21 protein-coding genes are annotated in these 22,047 nt (G+C 52.9%); 2 read left to right on the top strand and 19 right to left on the bottom strand.

The features are described from left to right. Positions 1-2: 2 nt before the first annotated feature. From NXS98_RS00995 to NXS98_RS00965, 7 genes are all read right to left on the bottom strand, one after another. Positions 3-1,379, bottom strand: coding sequence for an MBL fold metallo-hydrolase (locus tag NXS98_RS00995; protein WP_283846590.1), 1,377 nt, complete (start codon positions 1,377-1,379; stop codon positions 3-5). Between the two features lie 126 nt (positions 1,380-1,505). Next, a complete protein-coding gene (locus NXS98_RS00990; protein WP_283846588.1) occupies positions 1,506-2,066 on the bottom strand; it encodes an NUDIX hydrolase in 561 nt (186 codons plus the stop codon). Next, positions 2,063-2,272, bottom strand: a complete 210-nt coding sequence (locus tag NXS98_RS00985) for a hypothetical protein (RefSeq protein ID WP_283846587.1) — start codon at positions 2,270-2,272, stop codon at positions 2,063-2,065. The genes NXS98_RS00990 and NXS98_RS00985 overlap by 4 nt, the downstream gene beginning before the upstream one ends. 2 nt (positions 2,273-2,274) lie before the next feature. Beyond that, positions 2,275-3,876 (bottom strand): AAA family ATPase, encoded by a 1,602-nt coding sequence (locus NXS98_RS00980; RefSeq protein WP_283846586.1) that lies wholly within the window; start codon positions 3,874-3,876, stop codon positions 2,275-2,277. 131 nt (positions 3,877-4,007) lie between these two features. Continuing rightward, positions 4,008-4,856, bottom strand: coding sequence for an aldo/keto reductase (locus NXS98_RS00975; protein ID WP_283846585.1), 849 nt, complete (start codon positions 4,854-4,856; stop codon positions 4,008-4,010). A gap of 1,565 nt (positions 4,857-6,421) precedes the next feature. Further along, the gene (locus NXS98_RS00970; RefSeq protein ID WP_283846584.1) at positions 6,422-6,817 is read right to left on the bottom strand and encodes a DUF2750 domain-containing protein; all 396 of its coding nucleotides are present in this window, start codon (positions 6,815-6,817) and stop codon (positions 6,422-6,424) included. Between the two features lie 74 nt (positions 6,818-6,891). Further along, positions 6,892-7,704 carry an RHS repeat-associated core domain-containing protein gene (locus NXS98_RS00965; protein WP_283848106.1) on the bottom strand — a complete coding sequence of 271 codons (813 nt, stop codon included), beginning with the start codon at positions 7,702-7,704 and terminating at the stop codon, positions 6,892-6,894. A 425-nt stretch (positions 7,705-8,129) separates the two neighbouring features. Here NXS98_RS00965 and infC point away from each other — a divergent pair, with 425 nt between their 5' ends. Beyond that, complete coding sequence (gene infC / locus NXS98_RS00960; RefSeq protein WP_283846583.1) at positions 8,130-8,891, top strand: translation initiation factor IF-3; 762 nt, start codon at positions 8,130-8,132, stop codon at positions 8,889-8,891. Positions 8,892-8,995: 104 nt separating this feature from the next. Here the strand turns inward: infC and NXS98_RS00955 are convergent, their stop codons facing one another. From NXS98_RS00955 to NXS98_RS00910, 12 genes are all read right to left on the bottom strand, one after another. Further along, on the bottom strand, positions 8,996-10,318 hold the full coding sequence (locus NXS98_RS00955; protein WP_283846582.1) for a BamB-related PQQ repeat family beta-propellar protein: 1,323 nt from the start codon (positions 10,316-10,318) through the stop codon (positions 8,996-8,998). A 126-nt stretch (positions 10,319-10,444) separates the two neighbouring features. Further along, positions 10,445-11,686, bottom strand: a complete 1,242-nt coding sequence (locus NXS98_RS00950; protein WP_283846581.1) for a glycosyltransferase family 4 protein — start codon at positions 11,684-11,686, stop codon at positions 10,445-10,447. Between the two features lie 27 nt (positions 11,687-11,713). Beyond that, the gene (locus tag NXS98_RS17855) at positions 11,714-12,187 is read right to left on the bottom strand and encodes a YdcF family protein (protein ID WP_425499947.1); all 474 of its coding nucleotides are present in this window, start codon (positions 12,185-12,187) and stop codon (positions 11,714-11,716) included. 154 nt (positions 12,188-12,341) lie between these two features. Then, the gene (locus NXS98_RS00945) at positions 12,342-13,184 is read right to left on the bottom strand and encodes a glycosyltransferase family 2 protein (RefSeq protein ID WP_283846580.1); all 843 of its coding nucleotides are present in this window, start codon (positions 13,182-13,184) and stop codon (positions 12,342-12,344) included. Between the two features lie 28 nt (positions 13,185-13,212). After that, a complete protein-coding gene (locus NXS98_RS00940; RefSeq protein ID WP_343214124.1) occupies positions 13,213-13,812 on the bottom strand; it encodes an LbetaH domain-containing protein in 600 nt (199 codons plus the stop codon). Between the two features lie 10 nt (positions 13,813-13,822). After that, complete coding sequence (locus tag NXS98_RS00935) at positions 13,823-15,082, bottom strand: glycosyltransferase (RefSeq protein ID WP_283846579.1); 1,260 nt, start codon at positions 15,080-15,082, stop codon at positions 13,823-13,825. Positions 15,083-15,125: 43 nt separating this feature from the next. Then, the gene (locus NXS98_RS00930; RefSeq protein ID WP_283846578.1) at positions 15,126-16,337 is read right to left on the bottom strand and encodes a glycosyltransferase family 4 protein; all 1,212 of its coding nucleotides are present in this window, start codon (positions 16,335-16,337) and stop codon (positions 15,126-15,128) included. 60 nt (positions 16,338-16,397) lie between these two features. After that, positions 16,398-17,699 carry an O-antigen polymerase gene (locus NXS98_RS00925; protein WP_283846577.1) on the bottom strand — a complete coding sequence of 434 codons (1,302 nt, stop codon included), beginning with the start codon at positions 17,697-17,699 and terminating at the stop codon, positions 16,398-16,400. 122 nt (positions 17,700-17,821) lie between these two features. Next, positions 17,822-19,078, bottom strand: a complete 1,257-nt coding sequence (locus NXS98_RS00920; protein ID WP_283846576.1) for a glycosyltransferase family 4 protein — start codon at positions 19,076-19,078, stop codon at positions 17,822-17,824. Between the two features lie 594 nt (positions 19,079-19,672). After that, positions 19,673-19,996, bottom strand: a complete 324-nt coding sequence (locus NXS98_RS17850; RefSeq protein ID WP_425499919.1) for a glycosyltransferase family 2 protein — start codon at positions 19,994-19,996, stop codon at positions 19,673-19,675. A 6-nt stretch (positions 19,997-20,002) separates the two neighbouring features. Continuing rightward, complete coding sequence (locus NXS98_RS00915; RefSeq protein ID WP_283846575.1) at positions 20,003-20,296, bottom strand: glycosyltransferase family 10 domain-containing protein; 294 nt, start codon at positions 20,294-20,296, stop codon at positions 20,003-20,005. 398 nt (positions 20,297-20,694) lie between these two features. Further along, entirely contained in the window at positions 20,695-20,994 is a 300-nt protein-coding gene (locus tag NXS98_RS00910) for a hypothetical protein (RefSeq protein ID WP_283846574.1), read from the bottom strand. Between the two features lie 524 nt (positions 20,995-21,518). Here NXS98_RS00910 and NXS98_RS00905 point away from each other — a divergent pair. Further along, positions 21,519-21,671 carry a hypothetical protein gene (locus NXS98_RS00905; protein ID WP_283846573.1) on the top strand — a complete coding sequence of 51 codons (153 nt, stop codon included), beginning with the start codon at positions 21,519-21,521 and terminating at the stop codon, positions 21,669-21,671. Positions 21,672-22,047: the final 376 nt, after the last annotated feature.

The raw sequence follows: 22,047 nt of genomic DNA, 5'->3' as shown, positions 1-22,047 counted from the left end.
GGTCAAACTTCCACCGTCTCGCCGGGGCCAGGTTGCAGGACCTTGGTCTTGGGGTAACGGCGGGCGATTTGGGCCGCAAACCACTGGCGGGCAACTTCGTCGCCATGCGCCAGAATGACCACCCGCGGCCCGACTTGGCCCACAAACTCCACCAAATCCTCCCGTTCCGCGTGGGCGGTGAGGTCAAAATCCATGACCTGGCACCGGTGGGTCACCTCTCCGCCGCTGGCGCTGAATAGAAATTTGTCGCCCGGGCGCGAGGCCTTCAGCCGGCCGGCGGGCGTGTCAGGGTCGGCATAGCCCACGAAGAAAATGGCCTGGCGCTCATCGCCAATCATGCGCAGCGCCAGGTCGTGGGACGCCGTGCCTTCGTTCATCATGCCCGAGGTCAGCACGAAAAGCCGCCCGCCGCTCAGCCGCATTTCACGCGCCTGTTGGCTATCCAACACCACCAGGTTCAGCGCTTCATGCAGCAGCAGATTCGCGTGCTGGCGATGGGTGCGCCGGGCCTGCAAATCGTAAATCTCGGTGAAGACCCGTCCCAATCCCCCAATATAAACCGGCTGCGATTTGATCCGGCCGCTGCGCATGAGCAGCGCCAGCAGGGCCAGCATTTCCTGCGTGCGCCCCAGGGCAAAGGTGGGAATCAGGATGGCCGCCTTCCGTTTCAGCGCCTCCACGAGCGCCTGACTGAAACGTTCGATTTCCGCCGCCCGGCTGTAACCCGCCGGCACCTGGCGCCCCCCGCGGGTGGTCTCCAAAATCAGCACCTCGGCCTGCACATCTTCAAACCGCGCGCCGCGCAGGATGGTCTGATCATGAAAGGCCACGTCCCCCGTGTAAAACAGGCTTTCCTTTTTTCCACGCACCAGCATGCCCGCCGCGCCCAGGGCATGCCCCGCGTCAAAAAACTCCACCGTGGGCGAGGTAAAACCGCTGCGCATCTTGTGAAAGGCGGCCCATTCGATTTCCCGATTGTAACGAAACCCCTGAAACAGCGGCTCGATTTCGTCCACTTCATCATGCGAGTACAATGGATAATCCTTGATCCCCAGCTCGTCGCGCTGGCGTTTCATCACGTTGACCGAGTTGTGTAGCACGCGCTCGGCCAGAAAATAACTCAACTCGGTCAGCAGCACATGCGCCTTGGGCCAATACCGCAAGGCCACCGGCAGCGCCCCCACGTGGTCGTGATGACAATGACTGACGGCAATCGCGTCCACTTCCAGGTCTTTGACCCGGTCAAACAACGGCAGCGCCTCGCGCCCGTCACGTTTGGGGTGAATGCCGGCATCCATCAAGAGCCGGTGGCCGTCCACCTCCACCAGCCACGCGCTGGCGCCAATGGCGGTGTCGGGATTCAAGTTGGTCACTCGCATGGTTTCAAGATGACGGGGAGTCTGCGAGATGCCCAGTAAAAAATCGCGCTCCCTCGCCTCCTCCTGCGGCGAGCCGGATTCTAATGCGTTGAAACGCTCTGGCAGCGCCAAATAATTCCCAGCGGTTCAAGGGGCCGATGACAGCCCGCGGCGGTGCAATTCATAGTGATACAACGCCGCCACCACCAGCGAATGCCGGATGCGCCCCGCCGCCACCAAAGCCGGAATTTCCGCGACCGGCACCAGGTGCGTGCGCAAGTCTTCGCATGGATCAAACCGCGTCTCAAATCGCCGCACACAATTCTCCACCAGCACCGTGTGGCAGGTGTTGGTCATGATGGCGGGGTTGGGATACACGCGCCCAATGACGCGCGCATGATCCCCTCCGTAACCGGTCTCCTCCTGCAGCTCACGCAACCCCGCTGCCACGGGTGAAGCATCCGATGCATCCGTGACACCGCCGGGAATTTCCAGCTCAATTGTTTTGGAGCCATGCCGGAACTGCTCCACCAGGATGACCCGCTCATCCGGCGTCACCGCCACCACATTCACCCAATCCGGGCATTGGAGGACTATGAATTCATGCGCGCGTCCGTCCAAGGGCGAGGTCTTGGTCTCCGCGTGCAGGTTGAACACGCGGAAGTTGCCGAGAAACTTGGAGTATTGAACGGGCCAGGGCTGGATCATGATCTTGCAGGAGGTGAACCTTGTGACTGGGCCGCCCAGCCTTGTTGCATCAAGGCCAGCAAATGGGCCAGGGCTTCAGCCTGGCTGCGGCCGGTTTGCGCGGCCAGTTGAGCGGCGCGGCGGTCCAACTGCGCCGCCATTTCCGCGGACTTCTCCGGCGGACAACCCATCCGCTCCAGGGCTTGAGCCAGGGTCTTTAAATCCATGGTCATGGAGTGGGTGTCGTTTCAGCAGCGCCAGCCTCTTCCCCACCGGGCGGCTTCTGGCGGTAGCTGGCCACTACCCATTCGCTGAGGGTCTTCTGGGGATCAGCCACATCCGCCGCATCCAGCGTAAAGGAAGTCTGGCCGGTGTTGGCAGCAATCAGTCGCAGGCCAAACTGAAAATCCTTGAACTTGGCCGCGCACAAATCGCGCACGGGCACGTTTTTGGACTGCGCTTCGTTCAACAACGCCTCCACGGCGGCCGGCGTAAATTCCAGCGCCATTTTGTGGCTTTCGCGGAAACGCTGCGCAAACTCCTGCACCACCTGCCGCAGCATTTCCTGCTCGCGCTCGCTCTGCGCCCGCGCCAGCACTTCCGGGTCCACCACCGGGTGATCCACCAGCTCGCGCGTGACCACCAGCCGCTTGATGGGTAACGACGGCAGCTCAAATTTGAAATTGCGGAAGGTCCGCTCGCACACGGTCATCAAACCGCGCGCCCCGGTCTTTTCCTCGGCAGCCAGCTCGGCAATGCGGCGCAATCCATCCTCCTGGAATAAAATCTCGATGCCATACGCGCCAAAATCCTGTTCATACTGCCGGATGATGCTCCCTTCGGAGCTTTTCAGGATGTTAAACAAATCCTCCACGTCCAGGGGCTGGCAGACCACCCGCACCGGCAGCCGCCCGATAAATTCCGGCTCAAAGCCGTACTCGATGAAATCCCGCGTGGTCACCTGGGCATACGGGTCCTCCTCGCCTGCGGGCAGGCCGGCCGCAAAACCGATGGTGGCCTCGCGCAGGCGTCGCTGAATGATTTTGTCCAGTCCCGGAAAGGCACCACTGACGATGAACAAGATGTGTTTGGTGTTGATGGTGCTCGCCATCCGCCGGCCCTGCCGCGTGAATTCCATCATCGCCTGAATCTGCCCGGCAATGTCCTGCGGCGAGCGCGCCGGCACTTCGGTTTCCTCCATCAACTTGAGCAGGTTGGTCTGCACGCCGCGCCCGCTCACATCGCGGCCCGTGGCGGTGGGCACGCTGGCAATCTTGTCAATTTCATCAATGTAAATGATGCCGTACTGGGCGCGGCGCACGTCGCCATCCGCCCGCCGGAGCAGCTCCCGCACCATGTCCTCCACATCTCCGCCCACGTAGCCGGTCTCGGAAAACTTGGTGGCATCGGCCTTGACGAATGGCACGCCGATAAGCTCCGCCGCGCAGCGTATGAGGTAGGTTTTGCCCACACCCGTCGGCCCCAGCAGAATGATGTTCTGCTTGGTGTAATTCGGGTGCGCCCTCCCCTGCAAAGCGAGCCGCACGTGGTTGTAGTGGTCGCACAACGCCACGCTGAGCACCTTTTTGGCTTCGTCCTGCTTGATCACAAAACGATCCAGGTAGGCCTTCACGTCGCGCGGTTTCAGCGAGAATTGAAATGACTGCGCCGCCGTCTCGGCGTCCCCCTGGCCACTCTCCTCTGTGTGGGCGCCGGGCGCCCGGGCAGCCTGGTCGCCGCCGGCAAACGCCCGCCGCAACATGTCCTCCATCTGCCGCCGGAACTCCTCCGGCGACGCCACGGCATTTTGAATGACTGTGGTTTGACTCATAACCCTTTGCCCTTGCGCCCTTCGGCGTCGTTAATATGCCTTCCGGGGCCGGTGGCTGGCCAGTGGTTTGTGCAAAAAAACGGGCGGCCCCCTTTGCGGAGTCCGCCCGCCACGCACGCTCCCACGCCTGCTTAACTGCGCAAAGCCGCGTTCAATCGAGCGATGGAGTCTTCGGTTTCCTCAATCTTCCGCATGCCGATGGTCATCGCGTCCACCAGCGCGTTTTTGATCACATACTGCAACGAGGCGTCCTTGTCCTCAGGCTTGGTAAGCTCACCTGCGCCAAAAATCTTCATGCCCACGACGAACTTGCCGTTGGCGCGTGCTTGTTTCAGCACGGGCGCCACCTCGTCCACGGAGGCGTCCATGACCCGGCCCTTGTGATTGATGCGCGCGAAAATGACATCCACCCAAGGATCATTGGCTGCAATCTTCAAAGCCCCAAAGTGATGGCACGACACCCCCACGGCGCGCACCACCTTCTTTTGCTTCAGTTCCGACAGTTCATCGCGGATGCGGGCATATTCCTGCACCCATTTGTCATTCAACAGACAATGAATCAGGCACACATCCAGATAATCCGTGCCCAATTCCTTGCGATAGCGGTTGACCTCCTGCACCGCTCCGCCGCTGGCCATGTTCCAATACTCGGTGCGCGGCCAGATTTTGGTCAGCAGGGCGTATTTATCCCGCGGCAATCCGCGAATGGTGTCGCGAATGTAGGTGTGCGTGCCGTACAAGTCCGCGGTGTCAATGAACGAGATGCCGTGGTCCAAATCATAACGCAGAAGCCGGTCAAAGGCCTCTTTCCCCATCCGGGTGTGATCCGACATCCGCGCCCCTCCATTGTATCCGGTACCCTGAGCCAGAAAGGACACTTTGACGCCCGTGTTTCCGATGGTCACCAAATCCGCATGGGATTTCACCGTGACCGGCTTGGCCTCAGCGCCCTTGACCCACAGGGGCGCACTGGCTGCCAAACCTGCGCCCACTACTGCCGTCCGGAGAAACTCCCTGCGGGAACTTCCATTTCGAGTCGCAAATGTCTCGTGCGAGGTCATATTATTTTATGGTTATTTTAGCGGAAGTTTAACCTATATACGCCCTTTTGGCAAACCCGAAACCCGATAATTTTCGGCCACAATTTGCGCCAAAAAGATTGTTACCCGGGCGGGGATGATCGGTTGGCGGAAACCGGTCGTTGCGCCAAAAATCGGTGTTACCGGACATGGACACCGACATGAGTCAATCAACCCAACAGGAAGTGCTGGCCAGAAGCGGGAGCGCTGCGGGCGGGAGAGCAAGTTCCATAAAAACCAAATCATCACCGGAATGATTTTGCGTTTGCGTCTCCGCACCCTCTCCCTCAGGAAGAGGGCCAGGGTGAGGGGGCGTTTTCCCCCTTCGTTCCCTTCGTTCCCTTCTGTTCAAAATCCGTGTCCATCCGTGTTCCTTTACCCCATCGTGGGAAGGGACTATTGTGAAGGTGTGTAGCGCAGGCGTCCCGCCTGCGAGTTCACGGAGCCTCCCGGCTCCGTGATTGCTGAATTGCCGTCCTCAAAAAGACCCCCCTGTAAGCACCAATCCGCCCGTCAAATTTTCCTGCGTGTAGCGCAGGCGTCCCGCCTGCGGGTTCACGGAGCCTCCCGGCTCCGTGATTGCTGAATTGCCAACGTCAAACAGACGCCCCTATAAGCACCAATCCGCCCGTCAATCTTTGATTTACCGTAATGTATGGCGTCCACGTCCCGCAGAGCGGAATAATGACTGCGTCCCGCAGACCAAAGGCTGGCCAAGAGACCGTCGGCAGAATAATCCGACGCACGGTAACTATTTCCCTCTCCCTCTGGGAGAGGGCCAGGGAGAGGGGGCGTTTTCCCCCTTCGTTCCCCTCGTTTCCTTCTGTTCAAAATCCGTGTCCATTCGTGTTCATTCGTGGTCTGTGTTTTCCATTTGACGCTCTCTGCCCCCTTTTCCCTCCACCCCATCGTCGTAGAGGGCCAAGGTGAGGGTCTGTAGCGCAGGCGTCCCGCCTGCGGGTTCACGGAGCCTCCCGGCTCCGTGACTGCTGAGTTGCCAAGGTCAAGCGGACGCGCAGCGCCTGCGCCTCGTCCTGCAAAGCGGGAGCGTCCCGCCGATGTCAACTCCAACCCCGCTCTCGCCCTCTATTCCCACGCCCTAAATCAAGCCTTCATGCCTCCCTCCCCTCGTCGCCGCCGTGGCCCACCAAACGGCGGCAGCGACTGCGGCTAAAGGAGCATCATCCCCATCATCCCGGTGAGCGTAATCGCGGCATCCTGGTCAGGCGGCTCTGGCAACCGAACCTCTTGACGGGCCGTCAAGAGCCAGCGTCCACGATGACCCCGGCCTAATCTCGTCTTGTCACTTGAGCAAGAGGCGATTCCTGGACTTTGTCTCTCATGGCCAGCTCAAGTGGCGTCCAGCAAGAAAGCGGCGGCGTCCACCATCACGGAGGCGTCCAGGATCATGCCTGCTACCGCTCTCTTGCCGCAGCCTCGGCGGAGGCGGAAACGCCACAGCCGAATCACTCGTAGTTCCTCAGTTCCTGGCGCAAATCCTTTTCAAGTCGCCTTGGCTCAATAGGCACTCCCTTGTCTTTCGGCGTTGGGAAAACAGCGACAAGCCGCTGGTCTCGCTCCATCCCAGGTATCCAGCGGTCGAGCCAAACTTCAAGAGCAATCGCCTTTGGCTGATAGCTCGCCCACACACCCTCCGCACACAAAGCAGCATATCTCGAATGCGGCCAGACTGGAACGAGCTGGCGTCCTGTGTCATCTCCAGCCAAAGCCCAACCGCCCTCCTGCCACAGACTCCAGACTTCTTCCTGGTCTGCGACTTTCTTTATCCAGTGTTCGTATCGCTTCGAGGCGTCCAAGGACAACACAGCCTCGATTTCTTTTTCGTTCGGTGTCCAACTCATCAGTAGCCTTCGTATTTGTGTTGAAGCTTGTGCAGGTCGATGTGCTGCAAGTCGCTGTGCTCGTATCCGTAACCCTACTTTGCCTCAAATCCACGCCTATGCGCAAGGTTCTTGCCCGGTGGCACGCGGATACTTGTCCTCTGCCCTCGCTCAATCGAGTTCATCTCTTGGCGAATCCATCCACGGTCAGCGGAGGATACACTTGGGTCAGTCGCAAGTTCGCGCAGTCTCGCTTGCTTTCCTGAACGCCCAAGCTTTGCGAGGTCGCCTGCCTCCTTTGCGGCTTTAGCACCATATTTGCCAATATACTTGCACAGCTTGGCCCCGTCACCCAGGAAAGGCACCATGCCCACCGCGCTGATTCCCGCATTGCCCCATCCCCCTTCCATGGCATAAAGAAGGGCGTTCAAACCGTCGGCCAACGGGGTCGGCTCAATGACCCCTATCGCATCCAAGCCGGTGTGCCACCGCTCCTTGATTTCCTGCCATACCTCCCGGTCGAACACATACGTGGGCTCGCCCCAACCAAGGTGCACACGGCCAATCTTGATGCCCCAAAGCCCGTGCGGGTCCACGAAGTGGACCGGTTGGTTGTTTACCAGCCCATACAAGTTCAGTCCACCTCCTTCTCCAATTGGGTCGCGGCTGAGCCACCTGCCAGTGTGGGGATGGTAGTAACGGTGGCCGTAGTAATACAGGCCCGTTTCGTCGTCGCAAAACTTCGTCGAAAACCGGAACGGATTCACTAACGCCACCGGCCCGGTGGCGCGAATCGGCTCCCCAAACGGCCCATACTCATACTCCGCCGCCGATGGCTCCGTGGCCGCGTTTGGCCTTCGGGACGCAAGCCTTATCCCGCTTTGCGGGACGGGACGCCAAAGGGACATCCCGCTACAGCGGGACGTGTGCTCCCCGAGACTAATAACATGCGCCACCCCCGTTTCAAAACCCCTCGAAGCCGAAGCCGCCCCCTCCCGCGGCACATGCGCCCAAACCACCCCGCTCCCGACAAAAACGAGGCCCAAACACAGCAAGCCCCACAGCCACACCGCCAAGCGCAACGCTGTCACGGCCCACCGCCTCGATGGCTCATCGTGGTGCATGGTTTGCATCATATCTCATCCCTACCCCATTGTCCAACAAACAAGGGCAACCTAAATGTTCACACCGCATAAAGAACTGCATTTTCTGCTTGCCTCCAACGTAGCTGGATGGCAGTTTGGTGCGTGATGAGGGCCGCCGGGTGGCGGCCGGCAGATTGTGATGCTGCCTTGAGAGAAACTATGAACAACTTCTATTTGGTGAGGGCCGCTTGAGCCAGCCACGCCCTCATCATTCTTCCGGGTCGTCGCATTCCTTCATCAGGATTAACGGCAAAATCCGTGCCCGTGAAGTCCGGGTGATTGGCGACGACAATAAACAGTTGGGTGTCTTTCCCCTGGGCGATGCCCTCCGTATGGCGCGCGAGCGTGGGGTGGACCTGGTGGAGATTTCCCCCAATGCCAACCCGCCGGTGTGCCGGCTGGTGGACTATGGCAAATTCCGCTACGAGCAGGAAAAGAAGGAGAAGGAGCAGCGGAAGCACCAGCACGCCAACAAAATGAAGGAGGTCCAGCTCAGCGCCACCATTGACCCCCATGATTTCAAGGTGAAGCTGCGGCATGCCGTTGATTTCTTGTGCGACGACATGAAAGTCAAGGTCACGCTGCGGTTCCGCGGGCGCGAGATGGCCCACCAGGAGATCGGCATGCAGCAGGTGGAAAAATTTGTGCAGGAGTTGCGGCCCTGGGGTCAGGCGGATTACACGCCCAAACTGGCCGGCCGCAATATCCATGTGACCATCAGTCCCCTGCCGAAAAACAAGCGCGCCAAACATCCGGAAGAAGTCGAAGCCCAAGGCCCCAACACGCCACCTGCCCCGACGCAAAAACCTCCGCCTGGCGAGCGTGCGGCGGCGGCTTCGGGCAATGCCGTGCAAATTGTCCGCGGCGACTCTGGAGCGAGCGCCCCGGGGAGTGCGCCCGGCGGCAACTTCGGCAACAATCCCTTCTCGCAACTGGAAATTAAACCATAGTGCCGGCGCATCCAGCGCTTCTCGGCGGCAACAAAAAAGGCTCCGGAATTTTCCGGAGCCTTTTGTTTTTTTGAATGACTTGCCTCCTTAACCGGGCTGCCGCACTACTTGCCTATGCAATAGAGCTTGGCGCCGGTGCGGATGAAAAGATTGCCGTAGGCCGGCACAATCGTGGAGCGCAGGTCTCGATCCTCAGCCTCGCCGCCCATCGGGATGGTGGCCAGCAGGTTGAAGGTGTCGCCTGCGGCCACCACAAACACCTCGCCGCTGTGATTCATCACGTAGATTTTTCCGTCGGCCCCCGTCGGCGAAGCCTCAATTTTGCTGCGGCCCTTCAGTTCACCCGTCCAAAGCACCTTGCCACTCAGCGGCTCCAGGCAGCTTAGTGTGCGGCGGTCACTGTTGAGCACGTAAAACCGGCCCTGGTAATAGAGCGGGGTGGAAACATCCGTGGACACCGCCCGGTCCTCGCTTTGCCACGCCACCTCCTTGTCGCTCAAAACGCCGTTGCGACCAAGCTTGACGGCCACCACCGGCCCCCCTTTGGGGGCGCAAGCAAGCACCACCCCCTGGGCGGCTACGGGCGAAGGCACCAGCCGCCAATGCGTGATGCGTTGTGGATTCCATGTGCCCCAGCGCCAGAATTCCCTGCCAGTGGCCGGGTCGTGGCCGCTGATGCAGTCACCGCCCGCGATGAGAATTTCCGCGCGCCCGGCATGGGTATGGGGAATCGGCGTGCTGAAGGCCTCGCGGGATTCCTCCCGCGCATCACTCGGGCGGATGTGCCTCCACAATTCCTTGCCCGTCGCGGGGTCCATGGCAAGGAGGTACGATTCATTGGGGCCATCCCGGCGGCCACGGCCATTGACGGGCACATCGCGCTGCAATACCTGCAGGTACAACCGGCCATTGTACAAGAGCGGGCTGCTGGAGAACGTCCACAAAAACGCAAAAGCGCCGTAATCCCGCTGGATGTTGCGTGCCCAAAGTTTTTTGCCATTGAAATCAAAGGCCGCCAACTCGCCATTGCCAAAGAAAAACCACACCGTCTTGCCGTCGGTGACCGGCGAAGGCGAGGCGTACGTGCTCCGATTGTCCTGGCCAAAGCCGTCGCTGACTTTTTGCTGCCATAATATCTTGCCCGTGCGGCGGTCCACAGCGATGGCCAGCAGTTCCTGCCGTTCACGCACCGCCGCCGTGACAAACACATGGTTATCCCACACGGCGGGGGTGGCCGCGGAAACGCCGGGCAAATCGGCGACCCATTTGACGTTCTCGGTTTTGCTCCACTGGGCAGGGAGATTGCGCTCCGGCGAGCTGCCATTAAATTCAGGCCCGCGCCATTGCGGCCAGTTGGCCGCCTGGAGTTGCACGGCCAACGCAACCACGCCAGCCGCGAGGAGGGGAAGATTATTAGCGTTTTTCATGCGTAGCAAAAGTAATTCAGCCTGCCAGAAATGACGAACGTTTTTGTCAGGTTATTCAGGGTAAAAACAGCCCCGAACAGGTGAAAGACGGCGGAGGCCGGCAAAAAACCGAAGACGCGAAGCGCGTCAGGAAAGCAGCGTCAGAAATCGCTGCAAGCAGGAAGCTTGAGATTGGAAGGCAGCCAAACCGGCTCCGGCGCCGTCAGTACGGGCAGCAGAAGTGGAAACCGACAGGCGCTCCAGCAAGGCCAGCACACCTTCCACATCCCCATGAGCAAACCGATGAAGCGGAGGCAGGCTGTGAGCGGCAGGATTTTGATACAAATCGGTGATATGCGAAACGGCTGGACCCAAGTACAGGATGGGCAATCCCAAACGCAACAGATTGTAAATCTTGCAAGGATGCACCAGACCTACAAACGGATCGCCCATCACCACCACCTGCAAATCCGCCGAGGACAGGCTGCCGGAAAGGTGATCCAGCGGTTGGTATGGCAGGCAGGTGATATTCTTGAGCCGGTGTTCGCGGGCAAAAGCCTGGACTTTTCGGAATTCCGAGCCGCCGCCAATGAAGGCGAAATGGATGCGCTGGCTTGGGGCAGATGAAGCCGCCGGGGGAGATGCGTTCCCACCCAGGCGCAGGGCAGCCTGCAACAAAGTGTCCAACGGATGACACGGGCTGTGATTGCCCGAATACATGACCACGAACTTATCCTCCCAGCCGTGTTGTTTGCGGAATTCAGCGCGCGCCACCGAATCAAATCGCACCTGATCATCATGCGACCACGGCGGAATGACCACCACTCGCTCCGACGCAATACCCTTGGCCAAAATGCGCTCCCGCATGAAGCGATCCAAGGCAACGACATAATGAGCTGAGTTGAGGCTGAAGCGAGAAAGCCTGTCGAGAAATTTTGCCGCAGGCGAACCGGCCCTCAGCCAGCCAGCGGCTATTGCCTCATCGGGGTTAAAGTCCATCACCCAATAAATGAAGCGCGCTCCCCAGATACGTGTCATCAAGGCGCCGAGCACGGAGATAAGTGGCGGGCTGGTCAAGGCAATGACCACCTCCTGTCGCTTTAGAAACAAAAGCCGAAAAAAACAGGTCAGAAGAAAGGAGGCAAAGTCCACCGCCCGCTTCCACTTTGCGCCCTTGCCAAAACCAGTGCTGGCAACTCGATAGATTTGGATGCCATGCCAGTTTTCTTGTTTGGGGAAAAGTGTGCCCGGTGAGTCATAAGCACGGCGGCTTGCAACCACCGTTACTTCATGGCCGTGCGATTGTAGTTCCCGGGCAAGATCGCCCAGTTGTTGTGCGGTTGCGGCAACATCAGGATAAAAAGTTTGATTTAACAGCAGAATCCGCATTCAAAGTTTAACGAATCCTGGCCAAAATCAGGCTCCAATGATACATCTCACCCAATAGTATGGAGTTTTAATAAACTCCAACAGGATATATCTGCGCAACCCACACGGCTTCCACAAATCACGCCGTGCTCCCCAATAAGTTGGAGTGGAGTAAAAGGATGTCGCCGGTGATGCATGACGGAATGTTTGCAGTGCACGCCTAGAGTGAAACCATGAGGTTACCAAAATTGCATTCGTGATTCCATGCTGCTTAAGGATGGGCACGGTGTATCGTGCATTCTCCCATGTGCTGCGTGATTTGGACTCGATAACCACGGCGTGCCTCGGAATTTTGTTTATCAAGTAAATGTAATGGGAGGTTTCTCGCTCGCCATCACCGGTGCTGATAATCAGTGGTGCAAGGCCTTGTTTATATAATTCTATGGCTCTATTCTGTCTTTCAGGTGTGCCTCCACCCAAAACCACCAGCGCCTGGGCATGAGCAACGGCATCATCAACCATGAGGATACCCATCGAATTTTCATAGGCTGGCCAAAACAAAATAATCACCGAGACGACCAGCGTAACGCAAACAAGCTTTGCGGACTTAAATGCCAACGAATAAACTAGGTTTATTGATATCAGATTTTTCTTTGTAAGACTTCTTTGAGGTCAATTATTGATTGACTGCTTTGTTGGAATCTCTCTTCTCCTTGATTTTGAAGACGATCATTCGTTCGTACATGGCCAGCAATCTGCAGAAGCGCCAGCCTGCAGCCCCATCGAGGATGCCTCCTTGGATGAAGTAGCTATAAATAAAACGTAGTGTTGGACGAAATGGCAGTTTCCTGGACCACAGTCTGAGCTTGCGGCGTCTCTCTTGCGATTTACCTATTCCCTTCTCACTTAGGTTGGCACCGCCAACCTCAATCGCAGCCTCCCAGCTTGAATAGCGGTTGTGCTTCTCGATCCATGTATGAATGTCGGGATATGCGTAGTGCAGCATGTCATTTTGCAGATATCCAGCTTTGCCCTTCAGCACAACATGCTCGTGAACCTCGTTATCTCCGCTTCCAATATCACCCACGTCTATCTTCTCGTACCTTCCCAGCCGATGTTTGAACAGCCGCAGGTTCCAGCTTGGATAATAACCGCAATGACGTATCCATTTTCCAAGAAACATAAACCTGCGGTTGATATAATATCCATCACATGCAGGTTGCCTGAGCACGTCTTTGATTTCTGCAGCCAGACCTGGCGTTATTTGCTCATCAGCGTCCAAAATAAGCACCCACTCATTACGCCAACGAATATTCTCCAATGCCCAATTTTTCTTTTTCGGATATTTGCCATTCCACTTGAACTCAACAACAGTGGCACCTATGGCTTTAGCCGTCTCTCGGGTCGCATCTTGTGACGCAGAATCAACCACCACCACCTCGTCTGCCCAGGAGACACTATTAATACAGAAGGCAATGTTATTTTCCTCATTAAACGTGGGTATTAGTACTGATACCATTTATTCCTTTGCTACTCCTGATTTCTTGTCAGCAGTCCGAGCTGGAGACATTGCCTGACGATTGGAGACGATTCTTGAGCTTTTTTGCCGGATTACCAGCCACAATCGTCCATGGCTCTACATCCTTGGTTACCACCGCCCCGGCCCCGACAATAGCCCCCTCACCCACTTTTACTCCCGGGCCAACAAACGCCTGGCTGCATACCCAGGCTAGCCGCTCTATCTTAATCGGGGGTTTGAGCAGGGGAAAATCAGGCTTTGTATAATCATGAGTGCCAGCACATAAATGAGCGCGATGCGATATGGTCACCCGATCCCCAATAGTGACCGGCCCCAAGTTATAAATCAAGGCATCTTCACCAATTGCACTCCAATCACCTACACTCAGATTCCAAGGAAAATAAACAATAGTACTGGGATAGACATGAACTTCCTTTCCGATTTTAGCACCGAAACATCTTAATATCATCCTTCTCCACCCAAAAAACGGCCGCGGACTAAATCTTATGAGCGGCTTTCCTATAAGTCCCCATATTACGCGCCGCATCTGCTCACCAATGCTGTATTTTATGGCGGCGCGGTTAGCAGCCACATCAACAATGCTTTTATTAGCGTTTTCTAAAGCCACGTTTTATTATTCAAGATAAAATGACGCAATTGGGCGGTGGACCACCACCTAACAACCAGTCGTACACAGACTTCATTTCTTCGGCAATTTTAGGCCATGTAAATCGCTGCTCTACAAGTCGCCGCCCTTTTTGGCCCATCATCTCCCTCTCTTTGTCACTCATTTCCATGAGTTGCCTTATTCCCATTGCGATGCTTCCAGGCTCCGGCTCGACCTTTATGGCCGCACCTGCCGTAAATCCCTCAGGCAAATTACACGCCTCAGTCATGATGACAGGTTTACCATATGACCAGGCCTCCAAAACCGCCAATGGCATCCCCTCACTGTAGGATGGTAGAATAAAGGCTGAGCTGTAACGAAATAATGCATCTTTCTTTTCATTAAAAGCAGGTCCCAAAAAAACAATACTCGTCCCTTCGCCATCAGGGTTGAATCTCGTATTAATATTTCCTTGCCATTGCTTGACCGTTCCCCACGGTTTCGCATCGCTCCATCGAATCCCCATATCTTCACTAAGGCGTTTGATTTCGTCTTCGTATCCTCCCTGATCCCAGCCAGCGATTCCTAATAACCATTTTTCTTCTTTGCATTTTTCTCCGATAACGGTGTGCCATGCCTTTATAATATTTCCCAAACCCTTTTTGGGATGAATTCTGCTCAGATACAATAACAACTTTTTCTTTCTTATTATTTTTTCGAGTGATGTTATCAGAGAATTATGATTTGCATCATTGATCAATTCAACCCCATTGGGGATTATACATACAGCATTTTTTAATCCATATTTACGTATTGATTGATATTCGGATTCACATACAGCATGAAGGCAGCTTGCATTCTTCATATTCCTTTTTTCATATATTAATTCAGCCACACGCTTTTTACAATTTGAATTTTTTAATGCCCACGGATCTAGCATGCCTTGAGGAGTAACCACATGTGGCTTTTTTGCTCGCTTTGCCTGCATTGAAGTTGCTACTCCAATATATTGCCATAAGCCGTGTGAATGATATATATCAAAGTTGTTATTCCTTAAATACCGTGCCAAGGATGGAGAATAATTGAAGGATGAAGGCCCGATTGCACTAAAAAGCCGGGGTTGTATAGGTCTCCAATGAATGTTATTTTTCGTAAAGAATTGATCCTCTATGCTCAATACTTCGACATCAATTCCATTCATTTCACATAGTTTAATAGATAACATGCGAACACAATCCATCATTCCTCCCGCTGCAGTTGATATTGAATTTGTTAAAATTGCCACCCTCATAGCTGACACAGGATGCTTAAGATAATATGTTTTTCATTAATAACTATGCTTTTAATATGTTTCGCGCACATTCTACTGCGTCCTTTAGACCATCCGCAAATCTATCAACCCCCCATTTATCTATAAGGGTAAGAGATGCTGCACCCATCTCAGCACGGAGATTGTTGTCGAGACTGGCGATATACTGCATGCATTGAGTAATTTCCTCGGTTTTATATGGATCAAATAATAAGCCATTTTTCCCTTCATCTACCAAATCACGAGCGCATCCGCACCGGTTGGATACTAGCACTGGCAGGCCGCAGGCCATCGCTTCGTTGACCACGAGGCCCCATTGTTCTGAGGTGCTTGCATGAATAAATGCGTTCGCCAATGCATAATATGCCGGTAAATCTCGGTACTGTCTGAAACCTGGAAATATCACATAACGATCGAGACCATGTTGCCTTGTTTTTTCCAACAGCTCAGTCCGCATCGGCCCGTCTCCAAGTACGACTAAATGCCAATGGCTGTTCTCTGTTATATTGGGTGACCGCTCTTGCTTTTTTTCGTCATTCTGAAGCCTATGATATCCAGCATAAGCATCAATTAAACGTATGAGATTTTTTTTTTCAATGAATCTGGCACTCGCGAGAAAGTAATTTTCTGGCAACGAATACCGCCTTCGGTACTCATCTTTTATTTTTCGAATTGTCACAGCTTCGGCTTTAAAATACTCATTATCAATTGCGTCATATCCGAAAAATATTTTATCATGAGGAATGCCAAGTTTTTGTGCGTATTCAGCATGAGGGGTGCCCCCAACTAATGCTGCGGAAAATTGTCGTGCTATCTGTTTTTTTATCCATTCCTTCCACCATGTTCTATGGTAATCTATTGCGGTAGATTCCGACATGAGAATGGCAGGGATATTCCTGCTTCTGCACCATATTAGCCCCATCAACGACTCTTCCATGGCCCAACCGGGCAAGGCACAGGCTGCAGGTTTTATATCCGATAATAGTTTGCTTAATCTGCGGCTGGCAAAATATTTTTTATGCATTCCTTTCGGCAAATCAGTTGTCACATAATAACACGTTATCCCTTTGCAGTCGTCAACCCTCTCCCAGTCATAAGTTTTATCATCAACGGCGTATTCAACCGCAGCAATATTGAAATATTTTGAGGCCGCTGCTAATCTGGCGATGTGGTATGGCCCAAACCGGCGAAATATTATGGCTATTGTTAATTTACCGCTCATTACTTTACTTGACATCGGCTCAAATAAAAGTTGCCTTTCTTCTATGTCATAATTCTCGAAGTCAATCGGCCAAGCTTACATTTTTGCCTTCCTTGCAAACCCCGAAGCTGGGGGCTGTAGCCATTTCACTGGTTTCGTTTGATCTGTATTAGTGTCAGGAATTTTTGAAAACATAATCGCAGGTATAATATTTTCTAATACCCGCAGCGTTATTGCACCAAACACCACCGGCCATAGCACCAGCAGAGTAAATTCCCGTCCCATATTAGGTACCAAAGCCAGACCCATGATAAACAGGAAGAACCGCAGAGGGTGGCCTCGTTGTGGCCATTGCCTAAGCAGGAAATAACCATATATTGCTAATAATGCACCCGCGACAATGGGTCCAAGAAATTCTCCAAAGTTAATAGCCCCCTGGCCAATCAAGCCCGTGCTGATGGTTGCTGTCACTCCCCCCTCTGATGTGCCATGTCCCCTTAATGCACTGTAGGCAAAGCTAAGTGTTGGTTTTCCTGGCCAAATTGCCCTGGGGATAAAATTAAGGGCCTGCCCGATGTACTCCCGGCCATATTCTGGCTGTAACTGTCCGACCCGATAAAATCCGTTGATGAAGGCCAGTTCTTGAATCATGTTAAGCCCCTCATGCTTTACATCAGGCTTCAATGATCCAAAGGGATCATTGAGAAACTCCTGAAATCCTGAATGTCTGAATTGTAACATTGCCAGCATTAAAAAATTTAAAACCACCAACATTACCGCTGACCCTATTAACTTTTTCCACATCTTGGCCTTGCTGAGCAGCAGATACGAAAACAAGCCAGGGCAAACGACAGCTAAAAGTTGATTTCTCGTTCCAAGGAGGAAAAAATAGGGCCAGGATATTACAATCAAGGCAAGCATTTGTCCCTTTACAACCCTGTCTCTAACAAGCACAAATAACAGCCCCATAAGTCCACACACAAATATATATAAGTAACCCCCTGCGGCAATAAGCCAATCCCACGTGCCGCCTATGGCCCCGCGCGCCCACATATGAGGGCTCCACCTTCCCCCCACAGGATATAATGCTCCAATGACATCTCCCTCCATCCTTAACAATCCCCAGAGAAATAATATCGCCCACAACACAGCGATTGCTGCCGCCATCTTGCGGGCGTGTAAATGAGATGCCAACATCTCTGCCGTGATTCCGGTCACCTCTCTGTCATATGGACGTGCTATTTGTAAAAATAGTCGAAACCCTATCAGGAAAATACATACCTGCCAAAAGGCCAGTTCAATATCCTCCATCGGTATACCCACATATTGCTCTGCGGAATAGCGAACATCCACAATATACCACAAGAACACCGTAAAATAGGACACCAATGCAAACATCCCACTCAATCGCCGCCAATTCCGCACCGCCTCCAGAGTCAACACTACGAGCAATCCCAGTGCGACGTAAAATGATGTCGGAAGGGCTATATTATCCCCACTGCTAGCTGTCCAAGGATCCATTAAATTTCCAACATTTTCTCCAATTCAATTAGCTTATTCTGCAATACGTGCAAGGTGAAATCCCTGCTACGAATCATGGCCTGCTCCCGGCATTTGTTGTGAAAACTCGGATCTTTAACAAAACGCAGTATGGCCTCAACTAATGCATTGGAATCTCTAACTGGGACTATCAGCCCATCCTCCCCATCACGTACCACCTCCCCACAATTGGGAGTAGCTATCACCGGCAATCCATGAGCCATTGCCTCAATTTGCGTTATGGCAAATCCATCTGATATTGTCGGCAAAACAAATAGGTCGGCACGCCTATACCATTCAGATACATCGGTCCGACTTGCAATCCCATGAAATCGCATGTTGCATGGCGCGCTCCTGATGGCAGCTTCTGTTATACCCACAGGACCAACCACATCAAAAACCACTTCAGCCAAATCAGGATGTTTCGCTGCCTGTATCAGGTATTGAATACCTTTGCGTAAGATGACTTGACCGAGGAACAATACCGTGAATGGGCGCACTCCCTGATCCCAAAGTGAACCTTTGTAATGCCTCCTAAAATCAGCTTCCTCCCTCGCAGACTCGTAACATAAGGGAATAACAAATATTTTTTTTGGGGGCACGCCTTGTTTTTCTAGGCATTCCAAAGACCACCTCGAATTGACCACAATGACATCTGCAATTCTGCATTCCTCAATGCGCCGTTGATTGTACAATTCAGGCGCTACATCTCGTTCTTTCTCCCATCCTGGCCAGCGTGCTGCCTCCTCTCGCACTATCTCCTGTTCAACCCGCCCCGGGTCAATCATCCCGAGCACTGTTCTAGCACCTTGGAACTTTGCCCATTTAAACACCTCTATTGCCGTGCCGCTATATGAAAATATAACCGTGTGTTTTGACACACGGGGTTTGTTCTTTTGCAACCATCGAAGGCACTGAGTCCCAAACCATGCATTTTCACTTAAATAGTGCTCGTATCGGTTTTTTTTGGGGCAGTTCAATTCCCTCCACAATGCCCCGGCGTTCCAAGAGATGACTTTTGCATCATCCAATTGATTGTTCCGCCGTGTTGCTAAACGTTTGATCACGCCCCATGGGGCATTTGCTCCTATCGTTTCTAGACACCAGTGGGCATAAAACTCGGTCATTAAACACTCCAGCCTGTTGGCAGATTTCAATGCCCGGGTATGGCATAATGTTCTCGGGCTCCTCGCTGAATACATATCCATTTCACTTAAATCGCGAAAAGTATTATTCAAGGTTCGCACTCTTTTTGGAAAGTGCTACCAACTTCTCCACTTCCTACGGGAGCATGGTGTTGCCTTTTGGCCAATTTGCGGCTAAGCCTTATCGTTGCAACTTGCACTACTTGGCGGTATTTCCGGTATTTCCAACATGTAGAAGGTATTTGTCCCAACCCTTTGATTATCCCCGAGTACCTTCGTTGCCTTATTGCATACCACACACGGTTAAATGTCTGCATGAGTCCAAGCGGCCAAAAAGCCAACGGATACCGCAGGAAGGCTAGCAGAGCAGTATTTGTAATATGTGCGGCATTGATTTCTGTCGACGCCTGATGCTTCAAATCAGTGTCATGGAAGACCCGCAATCCATCGTATCGCCATATCTCCCAGCCCTTGTCCATCAATTGAAGAGCAACATCCGCCTCCTCCATTCCGTAAGCATACCTTAAGGGAACAAAGCCCCGAATCTGCATGAAAGCACTTTTGCGTATTAAACATGCGCAATTCTGAAAACTCGATACCCGTTTCATGCCTCCTTCACAAGGCATCTTAGTGTCTCCCCTCCGAATTTCCTTTATAGTGATAACCGCTGCGCTTGGATTTTTCTCATCACGGTTTCTGCTTTGTCAAAAAATCGTTATCAATTGGCCAGGAGTCATCATCCAGTCCACATAACAGCTCACATGTTGCGTTTGCTATTAACCAATTTCGACCGCCGCCAGGGCCGCGTGTCTCCTGGCTTTGACTCCACCGCAACCACGTGGACTTATACTGCTTCAAATATTCTGTTGTAGAATCATCATTCGCATCAACATGGATTAATATTTCTCGCGGACATGGGTTGCATTGCTCTATGTTTTCAATGCATATTTTCAGTTTGTCTAATCTCCGCCATGTTGGAATGATGACGGATATATCCACCTGTTCAGCCATGCTGGATTATTCAATAGGTGCGACAGTTTTTAATACCTCCATCATCCTTTCCGCAAACGCCTCATCCGTGAACGGTCTTATTTTCTCACTCCTTATAAATTCCTGTCCAGCATCATACATTCTCTGCCATTCATGCTCAGGACAATACTTTATGTACAGTAACAGCTCTTTAATGCTTTTATATTTACGAACATCTACAAAGCATTCCGATGGAATATAATCTGTTATTCGTTCTTCTCCTAAATATACCGGAACACTTCCTGCAAAAAGCGCATCAAATATTTTTCGGATATATAACATTTATTACCACGATAGTTTTCAACAGAAATGCAAAATCGATAGTTTTTATGATTATCATCTTATTTTCCGTAATCTTGCCCTTTACACAATTTTTATATGGCCTATTCAGGTACCACGGAAACCACGATATCTGTTCTCCATTCCAACCAGGACCATAGACATGCAATAGTTCTGTATCCATTGCTTCAGCACATCTTGCCAGTTTACGCCTCCAACTATATAACTCACCTTGTGCTGGAAAAAACATAGAACGCAAGGTTACATGCCATCCCCTAGTAATGGCCCGAGTCCTGGTAATCCTCCAGTTCCTTTTTGTCGTATGGCAAAATAACCTTCAATGCGATTAGTGTTAATCATGCAGCTCATTTTTCGTCTATTAAAAGGAACGAAGTCATCGTTTAATATAATTGTATTGGGCAGGCAATAGCTGAATATTCGCTTTTCATTTGATATATTTCTATTATATGACAAAACAACATCAAAATGCTCGTAGTTTTTATTTTCAAAAAATGCGGTCCAAGTGTTGGGCTTTCCAATATTTGTAGAATATACTTAGCTTTTGGGTTTCTTTTCTTAACGTTCGTGAGTTCTTTACGCTCTCTCGGAAAATCAATAAACCATAAAACATGAGCACTTTCAATAGGGTGTACATCCCATGTATCAATAGTATAGCCGCACTCGTTTGCCTTTTTCTCCATAAGGCAAATGCATTCTTATACAAACCTTGATAACAAGTACCTTGCTCAAACATTGCATTCTTTAACTTATAATTCCAAGTCGAAGGTCTGATTAATACGCGTTTAGGCATATTTTTCAGTGGCCCATTTAATTTTATGAAATCCCTGCAAAATCTTCAGCAAAAGTTTGAAAATATGTTTCCATGTCGCTTATACGAATGACAACTAACCGAAAAAAGAGGCCTCCACTTCGCGAACCAACACCATACTTAACGAATTTAATGGAGTTGTAGATGGGCTTGCCCCGGTTTGATGGACACCCGGGGGCGGGTGCGGTAGAAACACCGTGCACATGAAAAAGCCAACCGCAACCAACCGCAGGAAGAGCGGGGGTTGATTTTGAAGACCTGCACTTTGGTGGACGCCACCTTTGTGCAGGCAACGCGGTACTGCCTTCCCGGAGAGCGGGGACGACGGGCGATCCGGACGCCCGTTTTACGGTCAAGCGTGGCCAGCCGCACTACGGCTAAAAGGAGCATGTGGGGGTGGATCGGACGCACTTGGTGATCCGCCGGGTGAGCCTGACGGGGGCCTACTTGCATGACAGTCGGGAGTTTGCGCGGGTGGCGGTGGGGGATGAACAGATGGTGGTAGCCGACAAGGCGTACTGGGGGAATCGCAAAGACAGTGGTGCGTGAAACACCAGATGGCCAACGGGATCCTCCAACGAGCGAGGCGCAGGGAGAAGCTGCTGCCGGGGCAGCGGGCATTCAACTGGGTGCTGAGCCGGATGCTGAGCGGGGTGGAGCGGGTGCTTGGGAGGATGAAACACTGGGCCGGATAGCGGAGGGTGCGCTACCTGGGGCGGGAGCCCAACCGGCTGGAATTGGAGTTCAAGCGTCTTTGTTGGAACATGAAACAAGCTGGTAAAAGTAGCCGCGGGCTGAAGTGGTGTGCCTGGGCGGGCCAAGAAGGGTCCGCCAGAGGCCACCGGCCAGGCCGCCAAGGGGCCGGGTGACCTGAAAGCGCCATGGAATAGCTCGCCCTAGAATACAAGATGATAATTTAGATGAT

The sequence above is a fragment of the Fontisphaera persica genome, from assembly GCF_024832785.1.
In the GTDB taxonomy this organism is placed as follows: Bacteria; Verrucomicrobiota; Verrucomicrobiia; order Limisphaerales; family Fontisphaeraceae; genus Fontisphaera; species Fontisphaera persica.
The sequence above is the reverse complement of the archived record's forward strand: the minus strand, read 5'-3'. Positions and strand labels throughout refer to the sequence as shown.

Bases quoted from the DNA above. Each gene is read 5' to 3' on its own strand.
- NXS98_RS00995 (WP_283846590.1), bottom strand. From the start codon at position 1,379: ATGCGAGTGACCAACTTGAATCCCGACACCGCCATTGGCGCCAGCGCG.
- NXS98_RS00990 (WP_283846588.1), bottom strand. From the start codon at position 2,066: ATGATCCAGCCCTGGCCCGTTCAATACTCCAAGTTTCTCGGCAACTTC.
- NXS98_RS00985 (WP_283846587.1), bottom strand. From the start codon at position 2,272: ATGGATTTAAAGACCCTGGCTCAAGCCCTGGAGCGGATGGGTTGTCCG.
- NXS98_RS00980 (WP_283846586.1), bottom strand. From the start codon at position 3,876: ATGAGTCAAACCACAGTCATTCAAAATGCCGTGGCGTCGCCGGAGGAG.
- NXS98_RS00970 (WP_283846584.1), bottom strand. From the start codon at position 6,817: ATGAGTTGGACACCGAACGAAAAAGAAATCGAGGCTGTGTTGTCCTTG.
- NXS98_RS00965 (WP_283848106.1), bottom strand. From the start codon at position 7,704: ATGTCCCTTTGGCGTCCCGTCCCGCAAAGCGGGATAAGGCTTGCGTCC.
- NXS98_RS00955 (WP_283846582.1), bottom strand. From the start codon at position 10,318: ATGAAAAACGCTAATAATCTTCCCCTCCTCGCGGCTGGCGTGGTTGCG.
- NXS98_RS00950 (WP_283846581.1), bottom strand. From the start codon at position 11,686: ATGCGGATTCTGCTGTTAAATCAAACTTTTTATCCTGATGTTGCCGCA.
- NXS98_RS17855 (WP_425499947.1), bottom strand. From the start codon at position 12,187: ATGGTTGATGATGCCGTTGCTCATGCCCAGGCGCTGGTGGTTTTGGGT.
- NXS98_RS00945 (WP_283846580.1), bottom strand. From the start codon at position 13,184: ATGGTATCAGTACTAATACCCACGTTTAATGAGGAAAATAACATTGCC.
- NXS98_RS00935 (WP_283846579.1), bottom strand. From the start codon at position 15,082: ATGAGGGTGGCAATTTTAACAAATTCAATATCAACTGCAGCGGGAGGA.
- NXS98_RS00930 (WP_283846578.1), bottom strand. From the start codon at position 16,337: ATGTCAAGTAAAGTAATGAGCGGTAAATTAACAATAGCCATAATATTT.
- NXS98_RS00925 (WP_283846577.1), bottom strand. From the start codon at position 17,699: ATGTTTGCATTGGTGTCCTATTTTACGGTGTTCTTGTGGTATATTGTG.
- NXS98_RS17850 (WP_425499919.1), bottom strand. From the start codon at position 19,996: ATGGCTGAACAGGTGGATATATCCGTCATCATTCCAACATGGCGGAGA.
- NXS98_RS00915 (WP_283846575.1), bottom strand. From the start codon at position 20,296: ATGTTATATATCCGAAAAATATTTGATGCGCTTTTTGCAGGAAGTGTT.
- NXS98_RS00910 (WP_283846574.1), bottom strand. From the start codon at position 20,994: ATGGAGAAAAAGGCAAACGAGTGCGGCTATACTATTGATACATGGGAT.